At 54.0% G+C, this 21,093-nt stretch carries 17 protein-coding genes and 1 other annotated feature; of the genes, 2 read left to right on the top strand and 15 right to left on the bottom strand.

What is annotated here, in order from left to right; translation table 11 throughout:
- Positions 1-15: 15 nt before the first annotated feature.
- The 4 genes from lepA to gpr all read right to left on the bottom strand — a co-directional run bounded on the left by lepA (position 16) and on the right by gpr (position 4,828).
- The gene (gene lepA / locus CHH67_RS00870) at positions 16-1,833 is read right to left on the bottom strand and encodes a translation elongation factor 4 (protein WP_095263088.1); all 1,818 of its coding nucleotides are present in this window, start codon (positions 1,831-1,833) and stop codon (positions 16-18) included.
- An 88-nt stretch (positions 1,834-1,921) separates the two neighbouring features.
- Positions 1,922-2,311 carry a hypothetical protein gene (locus CHH67_RS00865; RefSeq protein ID WP_095263087.1) on the bottom strand — a complete coding sequence of 130 codons (390 nt, stop codon included), beginning with the start codon at positions 2,309-2,311 and terminating at the stop codon, positions 1,922-1,924.
- A 54-nt stretch (positions 2,312-2,365) separates the two neighbouring features.
- The gene (locus CHH67_RS00860; RefSeq protein ID WP_095263086.1) at positions 2,366-3,649 is read right to left on the bottom strand and encodes a stage II sporulation protein P; all 1,284 of its coding nucleotides are present in this window, start codon (positions 3,647-3,649) and stop codon (positions 2,366-2,368) included.
- Positions 3,650-3,826: 177 nt separating this feature from the next.
- A complete protein-coding gene (gpr, locus tag CHH67_RS00855; RefSeq protein ID WP_095263208.1) occupies positions 3,827-4,828 on the bottom strand; it encodes a GPR endopeptidase in 1,002 nt (333 codons plus the stop codon).
- A 163-nt stretch (positions 4,829-4,991) separates the two neighbouring features.
- On the opposite strand from gpr, the gene rpsT reads away from it, so the two are divergent.
- On the top strand, positions 4,992-5,264 hold the full coding sequence (rpsT, locus tag CHH67_RS00850) for a 30S ribosomal protein S20 (RefSeq protein ID WP_095263085.1): 273 nt from the start codon (positions 4,992-4,994) through the stop codon (positions 5,262-5,264).
- Between the two features lie 245 nt (positions 5,265-5,509).
- On the opposite strand, the gene holA is transcribed toward rpsT, so the two are convergent.
- The 6 genes from holA to CHH67_RS00820 form a co-directional block, all read right to left on the bottom strand.
- Positions 5,510-6,529: a DNA polymerase III subunit delta gene (holA, locus tag CHH67_RS00845; RefSeq protein ID WP_095263084.1), complete on the bottom strand. Its 1,020-nt coding sequence runs from the start codon at positions 6,527-6,529 to the stop codon at positions 5,510-5,512.
- 298 nt (positions 6,530-6,827) lie between these two features.
- Positions 6,828-8,135 (bottom strand): anti-sigma factor family protein, encoded by a 1,308-nt coding sequence (locus CHH67_RS00840; RefSeq protein WP_095263083.1) that lies wholly within the window; start codon positions 8,133-8,135, stop codon positions 6,828-6,830.
- Positions 8,132-8,680, bottom strand: a complete 549-nt coding sequence (locus CHH67_RS00835; RefSeq protein WP_095263082.1) for an RNA polymerase sigma factor — start codon at positions 8,678-8,680, stop codon at positions 8,132-8,134. Before CHH67_RS00835 ends, CHH67_RS00840 begins: the two co-directional genes overlap by 4 nt.
- Positions 8,681-8,847: 167 nt before the next feature.
- Positions 8,848-11,634: a ComEC/Rec2 family competence protein gene (locus CHH67_RS00830; RefSeq protein ID WP_095263081.1), complete on the bottom strand. Its 2,787-nt coding sequence runs from the start codon at positions 11,632-11,634 to the stop codon at positions 8,848-8,850.
- Positions 11,635-11,745: 111 nt separating this feature from the next.
- Positions 11,746-12,264, bottom strand: coding sequence for a deoxycytidylate deaminase (locus CHH67_RS00825; protein ID WP_095263080.1), 519 nt, complete (start codon positions 12,262-12,264; stop codon positions 11,746-11,748).
- Between the two features lie 57 nt (positions 12,265-12,321).
- On the bottom strand, positions 12,322-12,969 hold the full coding sequence (locus CHH67_RS00820; protein WP_095263079.1) for a ComEA family DNA-binding protein: 648 nt from the start codon (positions 12,967-12,969) through the stop codon (positions 12,322-12,324).
- 168 nt (positions 12,970-13,137) lie between these two features.
- On the opposite strand from CHH67_RS00820, the gene comER reads away from it, so the two are divergent.
- A complete protein-coding gene (gene comER, locus CHH67_RS00815) occupies positions 13,138-13,980 on the top strand; it encodes a late competence protein ComER (protein ID WP_095263078.1) in 843 nt (280 codons plus the stop codon).
- Here the strand turns inward: comER and leuS are convergent.
- From leuS to CHH67_RS00790, 5 genes are all read right to left on the bottom strand, one after another.
- The gene (leuS, locus tag CHH67_RS00810; protein ID WP_095263077.1) at positions 13,961-16,402 is read right to left on the bottom strand and encodes a leucine--tRNA ligase; all 2,442 of its coding nucleotides are present in this window, start codon (positions 16,400-16,402) and stop codon (positions 13,961-13,963) included. The two genes, comER and leuS, sit on opposite strands and share 20 nt — an antisense overlap.
- Before the next feature lie 206 nt (positions 16,403-16,608).
- Positions 16,609-16,869: a binding site (T-box leader), on the bottom strand.
- A gap of 47 nt (positions 16,870-16,916) precedes the next feature.
- Positions 16,917-17,798, bottom strand: coding sequence for an AraC family transcriptional regulator (locus CHH67_RS00805; protein ID WP_095263076.1), 882 nt, complete (start codon positions 17,796-17,798; stop codon positions 16,917-16,919).
- A gap of 72 nt (positions 17,799-17,870) precedes the next feature.
- On the bottom strand, positions 17,871-18,944 hold the full coding sequence (locus CHH67_RS00800) for a Gfo/Idh/MocA family protein (protein WP_095263075.1): 1,074 nt from the start codon (positions 18,942-18,944) through the stop codon (positions 17,871-17,873).
- A 27-nt stretch (positions 18,945-18,971) separates the two neighbouring features.
- Positions 18,972-20,141: a Gfo/Idh/MocA family protein gene (locus CHH67_RS00795; RefSeq protein WP_095263074.1), complete on the bottom strand. Its 1,170-nt coding sequence runs from the start codon at positions 20,139-20,141 to the stop codon at positions 18,972-18,974.
- A gap of 30 nt (positions 20,142-20,171) precedes the next feature.
- Positions 20,172-21,035: a sugar phosphate isomerase/epimerase family protein gene (locus CHH67_RS00790; protein WP_095263073.1), complete on the bottom strand. Its 864-nt coding sequence runs from the start codon at positions 21,033-21,035 to the stop codon at positions 20,172-20,174.
- Between the last annotated feature and the right edge of the window lie 58 nt (positions 21,036-21,093).

Here is a 21,093-nt window from a genome sequence, read left to right as displayed (position 1 = left end):
GCTTTCCCAGCTGCATTATTTGTCGTCGATTTTCAATACGGCCATAAACGCCTCTTGAGGCACCTCAACGCTGCCGACCTGCTTCATCCGCTTCTTACCTTCTTTCTGCTTCTCCAGCAGCTTCCGTTTCCGCGAAATGTCGCCGCCGTAACATTTGGCAAGCACGTTTTTGCGCATTGCCTTGACGGTCTCGCGCGCAACAACCTTCGTGCCGACCGATGCCTGGATCGGCACTTCGAACATTTGGCGAGGAATCAGCTCGCGCAGCTTCTCGCAAATGCTGCGGCCGCGATGGTAAGCGCGGTCCCTGTGCACGATGAAGGACAGGGCGTCCACCTGTTCGCCGTTAAGCAGAATGTCCATTTTGACCAGATTCGATCGCCGGTAGCCGGACAGCTCGTAATCGAAGGAAGCATACCCCTTCGTGCTCGACTTGAGCTGGTCGAAGAAATCGTACACGATTTCCGACAGCGGAATTTCATAGGTGATCGTGACACGCGTTGTATCCAGGTATTCCATGTTGATGAATTCACCGCGCTTGCCTTGACAGAGCTCCATAATAGCACCTACAAAATCATTCGGCACAATAATGGCAGCCTTGACATACGGTTCCTCGACATAATCGATCTTGCCGATTTCAGGATAATGCGACGGGTTGTCGATCTGTATCTGCTCACCGTTTGTCAGCGCTACGCGATAGATAACGCTCGGGGCTGTCGTAATGAGCGGAATGTTGAATTCCCGCTCAATCCGTTCCTGGATGATCTCCATGTGGAGCAGACCGAGGAATCCACAACGGAAGCCGAATCCGAGCGCACTTGAAGTTTCCGGCTCGAAGCTGAGCGATGCATCGTTCAGCTGCAGCTTCTCCAGCGCCTCCCTCAGGTCGTTGTAATCCGAGGTTTCGATCGGATACAGACCGCAGAATACCATCGGATTGATCTTACGGTAGCCTGGCAGCGGCTCCAGCGTCGGATTCTTCGCATCGGTCACCGTGTCACCGACCCGGGTATCGCCGACATGCTTGATTCCGGCAACGATAAAGCCGACATCGCCCACCTGCAGCTCGTCCACAATGCTCATGCGCGGCTTGAAGGCGCCGACCTCGATGACCTCGAACGTTTTGCCCGTCGCCATCATTTTAATCTTGGAACCGGCTTTGATGCTTCCGTCGATGACCCGCACATAGACGATAACGCCCTTGTAAGGATCGTAGTGAGAGTCGAAGATCAGCGCTTTCAGCGGATTCTCGGATTGGCCCGTCGGAGCCGGTACCTTCTGCACGACCTGCTCCAGAATCTCCTTGATCCCGATTCCGGCCTTGGCCGAAGCCAGAACGGCTTCGCTCGCATCCAGACCGATAACATCCTCAATCTCCTGTTTCACGCGATCCGGATCCGCACTTGGCAGATCGATCTTGTTGATGACCGGCAATATTTCAAGGTTGTTGTCAAGAGCGAGATACACGTTCGCCAGTGTCTGGGCCTCGATTCCCTGCGCCGCATCCACGACCAGCAATGCTCCCTCACAAGCGGCAAGGCTTCGGGAAACCTCGTATGTAAAATCGACGTGCCCCGGGGTGTCAATGAGGTTCAGGATATACTCCTCACCGTCGTCAGCCTTATAATTCAATCGAACCGCCTGCAGCTTGATTGTGATGCCGCGCTCTCTTTCCAGGTCCATCTGATCGAGAACCTGCTCCTGCATTTCACGCGAGCTTAACGCGCCTGTGTACTCCAGAATACGATCCGCCAGTGTCGACTTCCCGTGGTCTATATGTGCAATAATACAGAAATTACGAATTTTTTGTTGTCTTACTTGAACGTCAGTCATGCCTAACCCCCACCAACCACCAGATGTTTGAATCAATTTATTATACCAGTTGAAGGAGATCACAGCAATGCCGTTGCCGTACGCTTTATTATTCGATGATGGAGCCGAACATCGAGACGACCCAGCGGATCCCCTGATCCGACAATTCCTGGAGCAGGCCTGCGGTTTTGTCTGCCAGAACATCCGCAGGCGGCTTCGGCCGGTCCGGGAGCAGAATATCGCGCGGCGCTGGCTCAAACTTCGGCTTCGTCTCCACCGCTTCTGCCTGGGTATCGTCGTAGCCCTCCACCGATTGCGGGAGGCGGGCATTGCCTCCCCATCCGGTTGATACCACATCCTCCGTGATCGGCTCCTGCTCCTGCACACGTCCGTTCAGCTCGTTAGCCGGTGTATGTCCGCCCCCCAGCTGCATGCCGATCAGCACTCCGATTCCTGCCCATATCAGCAAAGCCACAAAACGTTTGGCAGCTCTTGACATGATAGTCCCCTCCTAAAAATATCAGATCTCTGATCCGGTCCGCCCCCAGGAAGCCTAACCGCTATGGCTGCCACTTGACATGACGCTTGCCTTCTCCGCTTCCTGCTCCTGCCAATATACCTCTGCGATAATGTCTGCCAGTATTTCCGCCGTCCGCTGCAGTTCCTCTCTCGTATTGTCAATGCCTCCGACTTCGATCAGAATGCTGTTCGGCGACAGGGACTGATTGTATTCTCCGTTCCCTTGATCAGCCGATTTCCCCCAGATGCCGCGCGATATTCCAGGATAAGAAGCCTCTAGCTTCTCGTTGATTTTGCTGGCGAACGCTTCATTCTCCCGCCAGTTCTCGTTGCCATGACCGATGATGAAGTACACCTTTGCATAAGTGAGACCGTTAATCGTAGCCGTTGTTTTGTTATACCGCTGAGAATCGCGGTGGATATCAATCAGGTAATCCAGTCCATCATGATTTGCCATTGCCGTCTTCACGGTCTCACGGGAGTATTTGTATGAATAATTATAGTTATATCCTTCTACGGTGGATTGATAGTCGCTTTTATCGTGCAAAGTGCCGATGCCGTTGGCCTCAAGTCTCTCTTTCATAAAGTTCCCTACCAGCATCACATTTTTCTGCGGCGAGACCGCTCCCGGGTTGTCCGAAGGATGCGTTAACAGCGGATTATACGCCTCTTGCGGATGGGAGTGATAGATGAGCACCGCCTTTTTGCCATTGGTTGTTTTCTCCGAATCCGGGGTCCCTTCAGGTTCGTCCTGACCTGTATCCGGCTCCTCTGCTCCGGTCCCTTGGCCGGGGTCTTCCGCATGCTCTTCCGGTTGCTGGGGTTCGGCAGGCTCCTCCCCCGTCCCTTCCGCCGCACCTTCTATAGAATCCGGGCGATAATCCGCCGGTGCCTCGCCGGAATCATTGCCTGATCCGCCCCGCAGCTGAACCGGCTGATTCACCTTCATGCCCGGCATTTCACCGGCCAGCAGGCTTTTCGGGTCCCGAAGATTGACATTGGTCAGCATCTGAACCACAAACGTAGTCATTTTGTCCCCGGAAAAAACGGAGCTCTCCTTCGACGCAGCCATATGCGGCATCTCCATCCCGATCATATCCGTGAAAAAGTGGCTTGATAGAGACGCTGCTAGACCTTTCATAGAAGAAACCGGCGACGTGTTCAGCCGCTGCTCCGCCATGCCTGCCAAACCAAGCAAAATAAAAAACACCAGGGAGCCCAGCATGAGGATAATCATCGTTTTCCCCATACTCAAGCCTTCCATCGTCTTTCTTTTGAGCCGGGCAATGTTCCATATCCGAAACTTCTGATTGTTCATATCGAGTCCTCCTCATCGTTCTCGGGAGCGTGAAGCAGATTCCAGCCGTGCCCACGCGAATTTGAAATCTCTTATACTCCCAATCTATGAACAGGGTTGTTTCGATAGAACCTATAGCCTTCCAAAAAAATATAAAGCCCCGCTAGATTCGGAGCTTTAATGGATAGTTGCGTTCGGTTAGTGGGTGTACGCCCCGACATTGCCGGGATCTACCGCTTCATGAAGCGCGGCGTTAAGACCGGTCGCCACGATGTTCGCGATATCTTCTATAAATTCGTCGATCTCCTTCGGAGTGACGATCAGATCATGTCCAAGCGGCTCCAGCACTTCCTTTACCAGCGCCAGGCGCTCCTGCTCGGGAAGATCGTGCAGCATGCCCATAATTTTGCCCGTTTCCTTCGTTTCACTGCCAAGATGCGACTTCATCATCTCAATCGCATTGTTCACAATGGTAGACGCATAGCAGACCGTTGGCACACCGATGGCGACGCAAGGCACGCCCAAAATTTCCTGTGTGAGCCCTTTGCGCTTATTGCCGATGCCCGAGCCGGGATGAATGCCGATATCGGCAATCTGGATCGTCGTATTTACGCGCTCCAGCGACCGGGATGCCAGCGCATCAATGGCAATGATCAGATCAGGCCGTGTGCGCTCCACAATGCCCTGCACAATCTCGCTGGACTCAATACCCGTCATTCCCAGCACGCCCGGAGCCACGGCGCTGACCTGCCGGTAACCCGGGGCGACCCGCTCCGGCATCAGCTCAAAATATTGGCGCGTAACCATCACATTCTCTACAACAATCGGCCCGAGGGAGTCCGGGGTTACATTCCAGTTCCCCAATCCGACAATCAGCACAGTTGCTTTAGGACCAATCCCGATCCGCTGCATGAATGCCTCGAACTCGCGCGCGAACACCATTGACACTTGATCCTGCAGTCCGGTGTCTCCCTTGCGAAGATCAGGTACTTCCAGCGTCACGTAATGTCCTTTCACTCTGCCGATTCGCTGAGAAGCCGCATCGTCCTGAACATCAAGGCGCGTAATTTTGATGCCGTCCTCCTGAACCACATCCTCCAGCACGCCCGCAATCGGCTGCTCACTTCCATTTCCCGCCAGCTCCCTTGATTCTACGGCGAGGTCAGTACGGACAGAATATTTTTGAAGATCCAGTTCCATAAACAATCACACTCCTCCTCATCGATAAGGATAGTGTGCGGGACTATGCAGCGGATTATACAGAAGTCTTATAGAGTATTGCTTTTTGTCCACCCTCATGCTAAAATATTTTAAGTTGTGAATCATTTCGCTCTATTGAAATGCCTTACAGGAGGTGAATGTAATGCCAAACATCAAATCCGCGATTAAACGTGTTAAAACAAGTGACAAACGCCACGCGCTTAACATTTCTCAAAAATCCGCGCTCCGCACAGCTGTAAAGAACGCTGACGTTGCGCTGAACGGTACTGAAATCGAAGCTGCTAAAGCTGCTTTCCAAGCCGCTTCCAAAAAGCTTGACAAAGCCGTAACCAAGGGCCTGATCCATAAAAACGCAGCTGCCCGCAAGAAATCCCGTCTGGCGAAAAGACTGAACGCTCTTACGTCCCAAGCGTAATAGCCGTTTAATTGAATATGATTATTGAAAAAAACCTGGGCTGACCTATGTCGCTCAGGTTTTTTTGAGTTCAGTGGGCTCAAGGTATAAAGCTCAGGCGCCAGCAGAGGGCTGGCGGCATCCTATCCTCATCCGCCGCTCCCTTCACTGACGCCTGTTCGCACGATGCTGCAAACTCTCTCACCGCGGGTGTTCCGCTGCGTGATGGCGGTTAGTTGATCACATGAGCCATCTCACCTTCCGATTTACGCACCCAGCCGGAGCAGGAACAGCTCTAGACCGAGCACCTTGTCCACAGCCCCGGTCTTCATCTCATAGTCCAGCTGTGCAAGCCGGTTCAGAATCCGCTCAAGCCGCACCGTTTCAAATTTCCGTGCCTGCTCCCCTGCGATTTTCACCGCATAGGGATGCAGTCCGATCTGCGATGCAATTTGCTGCTGGGTGTACCCTTGCGAAGACAAGGTCTTCACCTGCAATATGATTCGGAACTGCCGTGTAATAAGCGCTGCAATTTTGATCGGTTCCTCGCGCTGCTTCAGCAGCTCATAAAAAATAGCCAGCGCCTTGTCCAGCCGGAGATTCGCAATATCCTCGACCAGCGCAAATACGTTCTGTTCCGTGCTGCGCGCAACCAGCATATTGACGGTGTCAACATCAATGACGCCCCCTTCACCTGCATACAGGCACAGCTTCTCTACTTCGGCTGACAATGATTGAAGGTTCGTGCCGGCATTTCGCACAAGGACGTCCGCGGCCCCATCGGCCAGCGTACAGCCCTGCTGGCGTGCCTGCTTGTCCACCCAACCGAGCAGTTCCTCGCCACCGAGCGGCGCAAACGAAAGGGCAACTCCGCCTTTTTTGACCGCTTTAACCACTTTCTTGCGTTCATCCAGCTTATCCTGCTGCACCATAAATACGATGATGCTGTAATCAGCAGGATTATTCATATAATCCAGCAACGCCTCGGGGCGATGCTCAACCTTCCCATTGTCCTTGGCGGCAGTGAAAAACGAGGTGTCCCGAACAAAAATCAGCTTCTTCGGCACCATAAATGGAACGGTCTCCGCCTCCTCTACCACACTTTGAATCGAAGTATCGGCCAAATCGAGACGGACGATCGCAAAGTCCCGCTCTTCCTTCGGAATAAGCTGTTCCTCCAACAAAGCTGCAAATTCATTCATCTGATACTTCTCGCTGCCATACAGCAGATACACCGATGCGGCTTCTCCCTGCTTGACCGCCTTGGCCGCCGTCTTGGCATCCATCGGCGCTCCCCCTTTCCTTCTGTGTAACACTATACCAAAAAACTCGGTCCGGGGCGATACGATGTCCGAGGCTTGTATAAAACAAAGGGACCTCGGCTTTATCAGCAGCAAGGTCCCTTTGTCCCAACACATCTATATAAACGCCGAAGAGGATGCTCTAGAATCATCCCCCGAGGCGGTCATACGACGCTACGTTGGTCTTGTGTCTCTCTCTAGTATATCGTATTCATATCTCCAGATAATGTGCGCTATTTCTTATATCTCTACATAAAATTGGGCTTATACAGCTTTGGATGCTTTACGGTCTGGCAGGCGTATTCTGGCCTCCGGAAGAACCACTTGTTCCGGTTCCGGACGTCTCCTGTGAAGACGAAGACTTCTTAACGGTATATACGGACTCTACCGTCTGCTCCTCGACCTTCACTCGGTACCTGAACGTCTGATTGTCAACCCATTCTCCAGCCACCCACTCCCCTTTCAAAGGCACCGATTCTACAATCTCTGCCGGTACATTCGAATCTGTGGGTACACTGTATACGATAAAATCATTTGCTTCGAGCTGGATCATATATCTGCCATCCGGAGATGCCCAGACTGCAGCAGGCACCGTAGCCATCAGTCCCATATCGAGCCTCCCGCCTTCGGGCTGGGAGCTCTCCAGCGCGCCCGCTTCCGGAGGGTTCACTTCCGCTTGATTCGAAGGCCCTTCTCCCCTGCCGTCAGATTCAGGCGGCAGACTCTCGGCGGCATGCGGCGGAACGGCTGCCGTCGGCGGCGTCGACTCGCTCCCCTCGGAAGGGTTATTGCTCCCTGGGGTCTGCGAATTCCGGGTGCTGTTAGTGCCCTGTGGATCATTCGAAGCACTCGGCGTGCTTGAATCGTTTGGCGCAGACTCTTGCGGTCCCAGCTTCTCGGAAACTTTCTCTGAAGGCTCTTCGGGCTGATGATCCGGTTTCGAATCCGGGGTTAGCCCCGGAGCATCATCCTGGCTTGTCGTGGACGGAGCCGTGTAGATGTGGGCATCGGCAGCACCGGCAGCGTCTCCATCATCCCCTGAATCCATCACGCTGCCCGCCGGAGCATCCTCCATCATTATGCTTGCTTCCGGTTGCTCCGCATCATGATTTTCCCCGGCAGCGCTGGTCTCATTGGTAAGCGTCTCAGCCTCCTCATACGGAAGCTCAGCCTCGGAGATAACCTTCGGCTCAAAGCTAAAGATCGCCACACCGAGAATGACAGCAGCAGCGGCCGCGCCGATCGCTGTTCTTCCGCCAATCGTGCTCCACCAGTTGGCTTGGCGTCTCGGGCGCCGAATCTCAGGCGTCATCTCGGCGGGCTCGCTGCTGATTTCCTTGGAAGGAGCAGGGCTCTCGCCACGTTCACGGTCAATCGCATCCAGACGGGGCATAATGGCATCCACCAGGCTGATGGGCGGCGTCACAGCCGGAAGTTCTTCAAGCTCTTTGGATAAGGACTTCAATAACTGAAACGTCTCCGCACATGATGGGCACACAGCAATATGCTGATACATCAGCGCGGTCTCATCCGAGCTCAAGTCCCGGTCCAGATACCGATGCATGCTCTCCACCACCTCTTGACAATTCATCCTGATACACCACCTTTCTGATGCTCATGGAGCATATTCTGCAGCTGCTGTCTGGCTCTGAATAAATACGATTTCACCGTATTCAGCGGAAGATTCAGACAAGCAGCAATTTCGTTGTAGGATAAGTCCTGCAAATACCTTAGAACGATGACGGTCCGATGATGATCCGGCAGCTTGTTGATGGCCTCGTGGATGTCCTGGGCCAAATAACCGGAGAGCACTTCCCTCTCCACATCGGTCTGATCCTGGAACACCATCTCATGCTCCTCGATGGACACCGTCGGCTTCGTTCTGCGGAACTTGTCGATGCATATATTGGTGACAATACGCTGCACCCAGGTTTTGAACTGCGCTTTCTCCTCATAGGAGTTGATCTTGGTGTACACGCGTATCAGCGCTTCCTGCGCCGCATCCAACGCATCCTGTTCATTGTTTAAAATATAGTAGGCCGTTCGGTAAACATGATGTTCAATTTCTCGCAATAGGGTGATTAGAGCGTCGCGATCGCCCGATTGAGCGGCTCTGATGAGTCCCTGCTCCACCACAGTGGATCCCCCTCTCCCTGCATACATACAGACGGATATGATGACAAAAATGTTGCGTTATGTAACCTATTATTTTCAGGAAACTTCATCTAACTATACCAAATATCAAAGGCAACGTCATCAGGCTGCCTTCGACCAATTCCTGTAACGCGGCTAATACAAACATGTCACGATTCGTCGGAGGCTGTCAATCTCGTTCTTGCCTCGAACAAACCATCCTTTATTCTCAACTGAATTTCCCCGTGAAGATTGGTCTGATATATGAGCGTTCCGCTCTCTTCAAGCCGATGGACCACATCCGGATGGGGATGGCCGTACCGGTTGTTAACGCCTGCCGAGATGACCGACACCTTGGGCCGCCAGGCGCTCAGCCAGGCATCCGAAGTGGATGTTTTGCTCCCGTGATGCGCAACCTTCATAACATCGACCGGCCCCTTTGCCATCACACGGTCGCGTCCTTGCTGAAGCAATAATTTCTGCTCTGCGGCCGCATCTGTATCACCGGTAAAAAGAAATCGTCCTCCGCTCATCTCCATCACAAATACTAGTGAAGCATGATTCTGTTCCTTAATCAACGGCAGCAGGCTATGATTTCCTGTTCCCTCCGGCAGGCTGGGCGCAAGAAACCTCACTTCGGTATCCTTGTCGATCCTCCATGCCCCTGACTCGGCCTTTCCGGGATATACCGGAATTCTCTTTGACACGGCGGACGCCATGAACGCTGTAAAGGCACTGGAATCCGCGGCCGTTCCGTTGATCCATATCGACTTCACCGGAATTTCCTCGATCACCGCCAGCAAGCCGCCCACATGATCCTGATCAAAATGGGTTGCAAGCACGGCCTCCAGCTGATGAACACCGCGCTTCTTCAATAGCGGCACGACCACATTTTTCCCCACTTCAAAAGGGTCCTTCCTTTCTTTCCACGCATCGCTCTCCTTGCGAAAATTGAGTGTCCCGCCGCCATCGATGAGAATAAACTTCCCTTCCGGGGTGGTCACCAGAATCGAATCTCCCTGTCCCACGTCCAGAAACTGCACCACTCCGGCTCCGTGAGTGGATGGCGACTGATATCCGCTGTACAAAAGCAGCAGCAAACCGCCTGCACAGCACATCGTCAGCACCCGGTATCCATAACGCTCCAGCAGCTGCCCCGCAGCGTAGAACCTGCCAAGCATCAGGCTGGAGATAAGCCTGCCTATAACGGGCGGCAGCCCGGCGCCCGCCGGCGGGGCAAGTCCGCGCGTCCCCGGCGCATAGCCTGTCGCTCCTGTATCCCCCCTTCTCGACGCAGGGACGAGGAGAGGGACCGTGTCATCCGAAGACTGGCTGTCCGGCGCCAAATCCTCGGCTCTCTTTTTCAACAAATAAAGCAAGCCGTACAGCAGACCGAAATATCCGACAATCCATAAGAATGAAGGAGATGCCCAAATCGTCCTGAAGCTTAGAGGCGCATTCATCCATTCTACAATGCCAAACGTGAGTCCATTGATCAGCTCTGCCGCCCGTGCCACCCATCCTGCCCCCTCCATCCATAGCCAGCCCAGGAGCAGCGAGATCATCCCCAGCGGCAGCACGACCATGCTGATGAGCGGAACCAGAACCAGATTGGCCGCCACCGACAGCAGCGAAAACTGGTTGAAATAATAGATCGTGAGCGGAAAAGAGACCAGCTGGGCGACCACCGTTACACTTGCCGATCCTGCCAGCCATGCCGGTAATTTCGAGAACAGCCTCATCATCATCGGAACAAAAATCATCAGTCCTGCGGTGACAATAAACGAGAGCTGAAAGCTGACATTCAGCAAATAATACGGATTCCAGACCAGCATTATGAGCGCGGCCGCACTTAAAATGTTCAATCCGTCCTTCAGCAATCGTCGCTTGGCTGCATACAGCCCGATGCCCCCCATCATGCCAGCCCGCACCACAGATGGACTGGCTCCTGTCAACAACACGTACAAGGGAAGCAGCCACATGGCAACCGTCAATGAAGTTTCCCGGGTCAGCTTCATGGCAGACAAGATGAACAGCAAACATCCTGTCACTACCGCGACATGCATTCCGGATATCGCTAATATATGGGTCAACCCCAGACGTGAAAACTCGCGAAACGTCTCCGGGTCCAGATCATCGCGGTTGCCGATGACCAGGCCTTTCATAAAGCCCGCATGCACGCCGTCATACAGCTGGTCCAGCTTGTCCCCGAGCCTCTGCCTGATCGAATCATTCCATCTTAATATATGACCAGGACGCCATGACTTTGGTGCCGCCACCTCAGCCTGGCTCACACCATTCATCCGAACGATCCAATGGATCTTCTCGGTCCGCAAATACGCCCGGTAATCAAAACCGTCAAAATTACGCGCCTCCCCCGGCTGCTGTAGCTCTCCTTGAAGCCAAATCGTATCCCCTCGCTGCCAAGCTCGGACCACCTGGACTTCATCAACGCTCAGCAGTTTGACCTGAACCATCACCGTTTCCTTGACGGATCGTCCTGATGTGTACGCTCCGCCCCCTTGTACATCGGCAGCTTCATCAACCCCAGCATCCATTTGCGGGTCTGCGGCTGCCAAGGCGCTGCCGTCACTCTCGCCGATATCTGCTTCACGCAGCATAACTCTAAAACTGGCCCGATCTCCGTCGATCTCAACCGGAGATGCAATCGTACCCGAGCCGGTAATCGTCCCCATCTCATCCCCGGACGCTGCGCTGGACGATAGCTGGCTCACATTGGCCGCATCATGCATCTCCCAATACAGAGCCCCCAGAGATAGTGACAATAGCATACACAGCATTATTCCTCGCCCTGCCTCTTCCAGGCAGCAAAGGACGAGGACCAGCATCAGCATGCCTGCCAGCACGAGCATAAGCCGGGAGCCCGACCACATGCTTGCCGCCCCGCTTCCGATGACCCACATTACGGTAAACGCCAGAAGAGGTCTTCGTTTCATATCATTCCACCCACCTTTCCTGTCCCAGCTCACTAAAAAACCCTGGTCCGCTTTAAAAAAAGCAGACCAGGGTACTTCCCCAAACTGTATGAATGATCTATTAAAGCAGTCTCATTCGACCACACTCATCAACGTCTCGCGCGGAGGTTCATATTGCAGGAACTGGCGGAATTGAATCCCCTTCTGCTCCATCATCCGCGATACCTTTTCCGTATCCTTAGGATACGGGCGATGATACACAATTTCAACGATGCCGCTGTTCGCTAGCATATTGGCACATGTCCAGCAGGGCTCATCCGTCACATAGACGGTGCTGCCCTCCCTGTCGATCCGATCGGTAAACAGCAGCAGATTCTGCTCCGCATGAATCGTGCGGATACAGCGCTGTTTTTTCACCATGAACTCCTGCCCGTCCTGGTTCACAACCTCATATTCCTCCGAAATCATGCAGCCTGCCTCCGAGCAGTCCGGCACACCCATTGGCGCCCCGTTATAGGCAGTGCCCAGCAGCTTCTTGCCCTGTACCAGCACGGCGCCCACATGACGACGGGGGCACTGGGAGCGGGTCGATACCATGTAGGCGATATCCATAAAATAGGTATCCCAATCTTTACGTTGATCCGTACTCATTGTAATGTCACCTGTTCCCTTATCAGTAATCTGTCTTGCCTTTATTGTAGCACACAGCTAAAGTCCAACGTAAGGCATCATCTTCTCCATCATTTTCGGTCCGATGCCTTTGACATTCATCAGATCGGTGGCATTCCGGAAAGGTCCGGACCGGTTGCGGTATTCGATGATCGCTTGGGCTTTCTTCTCGCCGATGCCTGGCAGTTCCATCAGCTGTGCCGCGGATGCGGTATTGATGTTGATTATGCCGGACGAACTCGAAGCCGGGTCAGCGGGCTGAACAGATGGAGCAGCGGCGACCGGCGGCGAAGCGGCGCTCCCTTCAGCCTGGGAAGGGGCTTCAGCTGGCGGGACTGTGCTCGGGATCGCACCAGCGGGAGGCGCCTGCCCGCCCGCTTCATCCGGACCAGGCATCTCCTGCTCTTGTGAAGCGGCTCCCTGCTGCTGGGCCGAAGCTGCTTCACCGCTATTGTTCTGCGGCGCCTTCGCATTCGTATCCGCCGCAGCCATCGAAGCGGGCAGCCCTGCGTCTCCGCTCGCTTCAGCTACAGGGGCCGGCTGCTCCAGCTCCAGCAGCGTCTGCTCTAACCGGTCATTAAGCGGTTCCCAGCCCTCCATCCCTTTGGAAGGCGTTCCGGCAAACAAAATAAGTCCACAGCCGACAATGCCTGCTGCCATCATGAACCCGTGAGATATTCGTCTCATTTACACCACTCCTGTTCTTCAATTCAACTTCACTGAAAGAACTTCCTTGCTAACGCAAATCCTGTAATCTAAATGCTGCGAAATTGGTCATGATTCGCCGACTCTCACATACATTAGACGTAAGAACGGTACATTTCTGCCGTAACGCGCGAAAGGAGGGAAGTAACCATGAAGGTCGGTTTTATCGGTACGGGCAGTATGGGAAGCCTGCTGATCGATTCCTTCATCCACTTGGGTGCACTCCAGCCTAAGCAAATTCTTGTCAGCAATCGGAGCCCTGAAAAAGCGTTGTTGCTGGCGGAGCGGCATCCCGGCTTAAGCGTTTGCAGCTGTAATTCGGAAACCGCCTCGGAAAGCGACCTCATCTTCTTATGTATCAAACCGTTGGAATTTAAAGCTGTCATTGATGAAATCCAGTCCTCGCTCAGGCCCGAGCAGATCGCGATTTCGATCACCAGCCCGGTCCAGCTGATCCACCTGGAATCGTCGCTGCCATGCAAGGTGGCTAAAATTATACCCAGCATCACCAACAAAACGGGAGGCGGAGCGACGTTATGCATGTATGGCTCCCGAATAAAAGAAGAAGACAGGCAGCTTATTGAAAGCCTCCTGTCTTATATCAGCAGGCCCGTTGAGATACTGGAATCGCACACGCGAATCACTTCCGATTTCTCCAGCTGCGGGCCTGCTTTTTTGAGTTTGTTTGTGGAAAAATGGATCGACGCTGCCGTCGAACTAACCGGGGCTGACCGCGGAACGCTGAACACGCTGGCCGGTGAAATGCTGCTTGGCACCGGCAAGCTGCTCACGGAAGAAGGTTTCTCCCCTGAGCAGCTTCAGGAACGTGTAGCGGTTCCAGGCGGCATCACCGCTCAGGCGCTGCGCCTGCTTAACGGTCACCTGAACGGGCTGTTTTACCAATTAATCCAAACGACACATGACAAATATGATGAGGATTTGGTAAAACTCGACGCCGCCTTTGGTTTTACAATTAACCGGCCACGATATTGACCAGTTTACCCGGTACAGCGATTACTTTGCGAATACTCTTCCCTTCCAGCGCCTGCTTGACATTTGGAAGGGAGAGGCTATGTTCTTGCATGGCTTCTTGATTCATGTCCGGCGCAACCTTGGTGCGCTCCACAATTTTGCCGTTAACCTGAACGACGATTTCGACTTCAGCTTCCACGGTCCAAGCCTCGTCATATTCCGGCCAGGATACATAGGTAATACTGCCGCTGTAACCGAGTCGGCTCCACAGCTCCTCAGCCAAGTGAGGCGCAAGCGGGGACAGCATCTGTACAAAGTTCTCCATCGCCTTGCGCGGAAGAACATCGGTTTTGTAGGCTTCATTAATGAAGATCATCAGCTGGCTGATCGCCGTGTTGAAGCGCAGATGCTCGAAATCGTCGGTGACTTTTTTAATCGTTTTGTGCAGCATACGCTTGAACTCGTCGGTACCCTCAGCGTCCACAATTCTAGGATTGAGGCTGCCATCTTCTCCGATGAACAGGCGCCATACGCGCGAGAGGAAGCGGTACGTGCCTTCCACTCCGTTCGTATTCCATGGCTTGGTCGCTTCCAGCGGCCCCATGAACATCTCGTATACACGCAAGGTGTCAGCACCGTATTCCTTTACAATATCATCCGGATTGATGACGTTGCCGCGGGATTTACTCATCTTCTCATTGTTGGTCCCCAGGATCATCCCCTGGTTCACCAGTTTCTGGAACGGCTCCTTGGTGTCGACCACACCCAGATCATACAGCACCTTATGCCAGAAACGGGCGTACAGCAAATGCAGCACCGCATGCTCCGCACCGCCGATGTACAGGTCAACCGGCAACCATTCCTTCTGCTTCTCCTTCGAGCACAGTTCTTCGTTGTTCTTCGGGTCGATGTATCGCAGATAGTACCAGCAGCTGCCGGCCCATTGCGGCATCGTATTGGTCTCGCGCCGCGCCTTCATGCCGGTCTCCGGATCCACTGTCTCCACCCATTCCGTCACGTTCGCAAGCGGAGATTCACCGGTGCCGGACGGCTTGATCTGATCGACATCCGGAAGCAGAAGCGGAAGCTGATCCTCAGGAACCGGCTTCATCGATCCGTCTTCGAGATGGAGAATCGGTATCGGCTCTCCCCAGTAACGCTGGCGGCTGAACAGCCAGTCGCGAAGGCGATAGGTCACTTTCTTCTGACCTTTGCCGTTCTTCTCCAGCCAGGCGATCATTTCGTTGATGGCCGCTTCGTTGTTCAATCCGTTCAGGAAGTCGGAGTTGACATGCTCTCCATCGCCCGTATAGGCCTCTTCCTCCACATTGCCGCCCTTCACCACCTCAATGATGTCCAGGCCAAACTGCTTGGCAAACTCCCAGTCGCGGGTATCATGGCCCGGTACGGCCATAATCGCGCCTGTGCCGTAGCCTGCGAGCACATAATCAGCAATCCAGATCGGCATTCTGGCACCGTTCGCCGGATTGATGGCATAAGCGCCCGTGAATACGCCGGTTTTGTCCTTGGCAAGATCTGTCCGCTCCAGGTCGCTCTTGCGAGCAGCCACCTCTTGGTAAGCTTTAACCGCCTCGCGCTGCTCTTCGGTTGTAATCCGTTCGACCAGTTCATGCTCCGGAGCCAGTACGCAGTAGCTCGCTCCGAACAGGGTGTCCGGGCGAGTCGTGAATACTTCGAGCTGGCTGTCATGGCCCTCGATGTCAAACCGGACTTCCGCACCGGTCGACTTGCCGATCCAGTTGCGCTGCATCTCCTTCAGGCTGTCGCTCCAGTCCAGCTCATCCAGATCCTCGAGCAGGCGATCAGCGTATGCCGTAATGCGCAGAATCCACTGACGCATCGGCTTGCGCACAACCGGATGGCCGCCGCGTTCACTCTTGCCGTCGATGACCTCTTCATTCGCGAGAACCGTGCCGAGCGCTTCGCACCAGTTCACCGGAACTTCCGCCACATAGGCAAGACCCCGCTTGTAAAGCTGTATAAAAATCCACTGGGTCCATTTATAATAGTCCGGGTCGGTGGTGCTGATCTCCCGATCCCAGTCATACGAAAAGCCCAGCGACTTAATCTGTCTGCGGAAATTATCGATGTTCTGCAGTGTGAAATCGCGCGGATGCTTGCCCGTATCCATCGCATACTGCTCGGCAGGCAAACCGAATGCATCCCAGCCCATCGGATGAAGCACATTGTATCCGCGCATACGCTTGTAGCGGGATACGATATCAGTTGCCGTATAACCCTCGGGATGCCCTACATGGAGGCCTGAACCCGATGGATACGGGAACATATCCAGTGCATAAAATTTCGGTTTGGAAGATTGCTCTTCGGTTTTAAAGGTTTTGTGCTCGTCCCAATACTTCTGCCACTTGGGCTCGATTTGCGTCGGCTGGTAGCCGTATCCTGATTGCTGATGATCCGTCATACTTCCTGCTCCTCCTTCACAGTCGGGCACGCGCGCCTGCGCGCCGTGCCATTGCAACCTGCGCCGATCGACGCAGGTTGCTGAAACCGGACCGCATCATAGACGCGGTCTCTTGCTTTCGCTATCCTCAAGCTAGCCAACAGCATCTTGATGGCAGCTTGATGATAGGGTTAAAACCAAAAAACCTCCCGTCCATAGCGTCGATCGCTAGGGACGGGAGGTTAGATTCCCGTGGTACCACCCTAGTTAGTCAAAGGCATGCTTCGCCTTTCACTCACTTTTGCATCCTTAGCGCGGATGAGACGGCAATGCTTCGTCGGTCACTTCAGCGAGACTAGCGCTGCTGACACCGGTTGACACCGCTGCTCCGAGGTGAGTTTCATTCCCATCGTCAACCGGCTTCCACCTAAAGCGCCGGCTCTCTGGATGATCAATGCAGAATTACTGGTCCTCATCATCGCATTCCATGTGTATCATTTTAATGTGGCTATTATAACCAAAATGCAAGGTGAAGTCAATGAATGTCGACCCCGCTTTTGCGGTAATGCTCCGGCGTTGCGCCTACCATCTCTTTAAACATCCGGCTGAAGTGAGCCAGATGTTTGAACCCTGCAGCCTGACTGACTTCCGTAATGCTCAGATCGGGATTCAGTCTCAGCAAAATTTTGGCCTGGTTGATCCTGCGATTGTATACATATTTGAACACGCTCGTGCCCGTAATCTCTTTAAAGAGGGAGGACAGATAATGCTTGGTCACATGCGCCTCCCTGGCGATTTGGTCCAGGGTCAAATCATACATATAGTTTTGCTCTACAAATGAAATAACATGCTGCACATGCCGCTCCTTATCCGAAACGGCTTCCTGGTCCTGAACCGCGCCCTGACACCAGTCTGATATCATGTACATCATCTCTTGCAGCCTCAGCGCCATACGCTCCCGAACGAACCTGTTCTTCGACAGTCCAAGCCGATGCATGCCAGCCAGCATGCTCTCGAATTCAGCCTTCCTTGCTCCCTCCAGCGTCATTCGGTAATTAAGCAGGGAAGCAAAGGGTTCAAGCAAAGCGCTTCTTACAGACTCGGGCATATCCCTGCACACCCAAGCGGGATCAAAATGGATGATGCTTCTTATGTAAGGCGTGCCCGGCTCAACCTTCGGACAATGAAGCGTCAGTCCGTTCATCAGCAGCAGGTCGCCAGGCTTCAGCACAAAGATCGAATCCCCGATCAGATATGTGCAGCGCCCTTCGTGAAAATAATAGATTTCATACAGAGAATGGGAATGAAACTGGCCTCCGGTCATCGGGGAATCCACATGGTAACCGAAATCGAACGGCTCCTGCTGCCCCATAGGATCGAAGAGCGAGATGCGCCCGGAATCGGATGATGAAGTCATGAGCAACCCTCCTTATACCACCGCTGCCCCTCTTGCCTGAGCGGGCTCTCCATGATCTTCATTATATAGCAATTATTGAATTCGCACGGCTTCTTTTTGCGCGAGTACACATAACTCCCCGGCTTTAAATGCATGCTCCTGCGTCATCGCGTGTTCCGTACGGTTCAGACAGTCGAGAATAAGCTCCCCGAAAAACGGATAACCTACCTTCCCCCGCAGATCCATATGGAACTCGCCCTCGCCGTTTACGAGATACAGCTGATCCCCATACGGATGCCGGGCCACATCAATATATTTGCGAAGCTCGATATACCCTGCTGTGCCGAGAATGATCGTTCGCCCGTCCCCCCAAGTGCCAAGTCCGGCGGGAGTCAGCCAATCGACGCGGAAGTAGCCCGTTGCTCCGTTGTCGCCGATCAGGGAAGCGTCACCGAAATCCTCCAGCTCCGGATATTGCGGGTTGGCGTAATTAGCCACTTTGCTGCCGGCAATTCTCGCATTCTTGTTGCCTGTATAATAAAGAAACTGCTCAATCTGGTGAGAACCGATATCACATAAGATTCCGCCATACTGCTCATGCTTGAAGAACCAGTCCGGCCTGGACCCGGCGTTCAAGCGATGCGGTCCCGTGCCGATCACCTGGACGACCTTGCCGATCGCCCCGTCGTGAATGAGCTTCCCCGCATGAACCGCGCTCTCCACATGGAGGCGCTCGCTGTAGTAGACCATGTACTTCCTTCCGGTCTCAGCCGCCTTCGCACGCGCAGCAGCTACCTGCTCCAGCGTTGTGAATGGCGTCTTGTCTGTAAAATAGTCCTTTCCATGGGACATCACCTTGAGGCCCAGCGCACAGCGTTCCGAAGGGATAGCAGCCGCTGCCACAAGCGCAACTTCAGGGTCCTCCAGGATTTGCGCCTCCGAGGATGCCGCTTTCACACCGGGATATTTATCACAAAAGCTTTGCACCTTGGCCGGGTCCGCATCATACACCCATTTCAACACAGCACCCGCCTCGATCAATCCGTTGCACATGCCGTATATATGCCCGTGCTCCAACGCCATCGCCGCAATTACAAACTCGCCTGGCTTGCATACCGGCTGCGGCTTGCCCTCGGGCGCATACATCATTCCGTTGCTCCGATCCATCACCTTTCCTCCTCCCATGCTTCAGCTTCAATAAGAGCCGAACGTTGAGCTCATATCCACAGATTCAATCTCCTGAACCGGCTTGCGCTTGACCGAGTTCGCTGCCCGCTCCTGCAGCATGCTATGATACAGCTCCTCATCCAGCGGGAGCTCAACCCAGTTGTCCGTCCAGGTGGACAGATGCATCGCATTGGACAGGGTCAGGCCATGAATTCCCTCTTCTCCGGGAGCAATCAGCGGAGTGCCTTTCAGAATCGCGTCGGTGAAATTTTGTAAAATTCCGTTATGCTGAGGATGATGCGGATCTACCGGAACGTCGCATTTCCAGCATTCGGGTTCGCCGAAGCCGCCCTTATAGGTTTGATTGAATTCAGGCTCCGGAACACGAAGCCGCCAAAATGTCAGTTTGCCGTCCTCAATTACGATTTTGCCGCGGTCCCCGTTCACCTCATACCGATTCGTCCCCGGCGCTTCGCCCGTAGTCGTAATAAAGACCCCCGTCGCCCCGTTTTCATACTCCACATAGGCCGTTACATCATCCTCAACCTCAATGTTGCGATACTTTCCGAAGGCGCAGAAGGCGCGAACCCGGACAGGCATCATGCCGGTCGTCCACTGCCATAAGTCAAGCTGATGCGGGGATTGGTTGATAAGCACGCCGCCGCCTTCGCCGGCCCAGGTTGCCCGCCAGCCTCCGGAATCGTAATAGCTCTGGGAGCGGTACCAATTGGTGATAATCCAGTTGGTGCGGCGGATTTCCCCCAGCTCTCCGGCAGCGATCAGCTCGCGCAGCTTTTTATACAGCGGATTGCAGCGCTGATTGTACATAATCGAGAACACCTTGCCGCTGTCCGCAGCGACCTTGTTAAGCTCCCGCACCTGCTTCGTATATACGCCGGCCGGCTTTTCGATCAGCACGTGCAGCCCTTTGTTCAAACACCGGATCGCTTCCTGCGGATGTCCGTAATGCGGCGTCGCGATCACGACAGCATCAACCTCGCCCGAGGCCGCCATCGCTTCCGCATCGCTCCACACCTTTACATCGGCTGGCAGCGTCTCTGCAGCCGCCTGCTGCTTCGCCGGATTAATATCGCATACTGCAGTCAGCTTCGCCCCGGCTATGGCTCCGGAAGCCAGCGATTTCGCATGCGAGAATCCCATTCCAAGTCCAATGACACCGATTCTGACCTGTTTCATGTGCATTCCTCCTCTTTATCTAAAAGCTGCTTATACCGTTTTGAGGCTGGTCCATAACCCCATTTTCTCTGCAAACTGAATCAGCATCTCTCGGGATGCATGAGTGCCGCTGAAATCCTCAATTCCGAAATACCCGTCGTATCCCACCGCTTGCAGATCCGCAATCACCTGTGCCCATGGAACAGCACCTTCATCGAGCGGAGACCATGACGTACCCCAGACCGCTTTGCCCGGACCGCCTGCGGTCGCTCGGTGGTAACCTCCATTCTTGACATGAACATGGGCCAGGTAAGGCCCCAGCAGCTCCAGCCCCATCCTGTAATTCTCATATCCTTCATGCACCATATTACCTGGATCGTAGAGCACGCCGATGTGGTCGGGGTGAAAATGCCGGACAAGCCGGTACGCCAAGCTGGCGCTCGGGGCAATCGTCTGATGATGCGTCTCCACCAGCGCCTTCAGCCGGTAAGAGGAAGCCATCTGCTCCACTTCAGTTAAATAGGCCACCGTTTGGGCATACAGCTCATTGTAATTGGACGTCCGGTCATAACCTGGAATCCCGATACGAATGAAGGAGGCGTCCAGTAATGCAGCCGCTTTCATAACGCTGTCCGTCGCTTCCAGATCCCCGCATGTCAAATAAGGGACCACCGCCAGACTTTTACGTCCATATAACTCTGCTGCTCGCTTGAATCGAAGCCATTCCTCCTCGGAGCCCCCGGGGTCGATGGAACAGCGATTATTCCGCCAGAAGGATGGGCTCTCATCGGCAGCCTCCGGCGGCACCTCCTTGAATCTCCATTCAATGCCTTCAATCCCGGCATCCATGGCTGCCTTGGCCAGCTCTTCCGGCGTCAAGTCCGGGGTTGCTACGGTAAAAACAGATAGCTTCATGCTCGTATACCATCCTTTCCCGTCGGTGATCCATCATCAACAGATCCGTGACAATGAC

The organism is Paenibacillus campinasensis, from assembly GCF_002272015.1.
In the GTDB taxonomy this organism is placed as follows: domain Bacteria; phylum Bacillota; class Bacilli; order Paenibacillales; family Paenibacillaceae; genus Paenibacillus_AQ; species Paenibacillus_AQ campinasensis.
The sequence above is the reverse complement of the archived record's forward strand: the minus strand, read 5'-3'. Positions and strand labels throughout refer to the sequence as shown.

What these genes read in the sequence shown, in the direction of transcription:
- CHH67_RS00800 (WP_095263075.1), bottom strand. Translation starts at nt 18,944, where the DNA reads ATGGATCGGAGCAACGGAATGATGTATGCGCCCGAGGGCAAGCCGCAG.
- rpsT (WP_095263085.1), top strand. Translation starts at nt 4,992, where the DNA reads ATGCCAAACATCAAATCCGCGATTAAACGTGTTAAAACAAGTGACAAA.
- lepA (WP_095263088.1), bottom strand. Translation starts at nt 1,833, where the DNA reads ATGACTGACGTTCAAGTAAGACAACAAAAAATTCGTAATTTCTGTATT.
- CHH67_RS00825 (WP_095263080.1), bottom strand. Translation starts at nt 12,264, where the DNA reads ATGAGTACGGATCAACGTAAAGATTGGGATACCTATTTTATGGATATC.
- gpr (WP_095263208.1), bottom strand. Translation starts at nt 4,828, where the DNA reads ATGGAACTGGATCTTCAAAAATATTCTGTCCGTACTGACCTCGCCGTA.
- CHH67_RS00840 (WP_095263083.1), bottom strand. Translation starts at nt 8,135, where the DNA reads ATGAATTGTCAAGAGGTGGTGGAGAGCATGCATCGGTATCTGGACCGG.
- CHH67_RS00820 (WP_095263079.1), bottom strand. Translation starts at nt 12,969, where the DNA reads ATGAGACGAATATCTCACGGGTTCATGATGGCAGCAGGCATTGTCGGC.
- holA (WP_095263084.1), bottom strand. Translation starts at nt 6,529, where the DNA reads ATGGATGCCAAGACGGCGGCCAAGGCGGTCAAGCAGGGAGAAGCCGCA.
- comER (WP_095263078.1), top strand. Translation starts at nt 13,138, where the DNA reads ATGAAGGTCGGTTTTATCGGTACGGGCAGTATGGGAAGCCTGCTGATC.
- CHH67_RS00805 (WP_095263076.1), bottom strand. Translation starts at nt 17,798, where the DNA reads ATGACTTCATCATCCGATTCCGGGCGCATCTCGCTCTTCGATCCTATG.
- CHH67_RS00860 (WP_095263086.1), bottom strand. Translation starts at nt 3,649, where the DNA reads ATGAACAATCAGAAGTTTCGGATATGGAACATTGCCCGGCTCAAAAGA.
- CHH67_RS00790 (WP_095263073.1), bottom strand. Translation starts at nt 21,035, where the DNA reads ATGAAGCTATCTGTTTTTACCGTAGCAACCCCGGACTTGACGCCGGAA.
- CHH67_RS00795 (WP_095263074.1), bottom strand. Translation starts at nt 20,141, where the DNA reads ATGAAACAGGTCAGAATCGGTGTCATTGGACTTGGAATGGGATTCTCG.
- CHH67_RS00830 (WP_095263081.1), bottom strand. Translation starts at nt 11,634, where the DNA reads ATGAAACGAAGACCTCTTCTGGCGTTTACCGTAATGTGGGTCATCGGA.
- leuS (WP_095263077.1), bottom strand. Translation starts at nt 16,402, where the DNA reads ATGACGGATCATCAGCAATCAGGATACGGCTACCAGCCGACGCAAATC.
- CHH67_RS00865 (WP_095263087.1), bottom strand. Translation starts at nt 2,311, where the DNA reads ATGTCAAGAGCTGCCAAACGTTTTGTGGCTTTGCTGATATGGGCAGGA.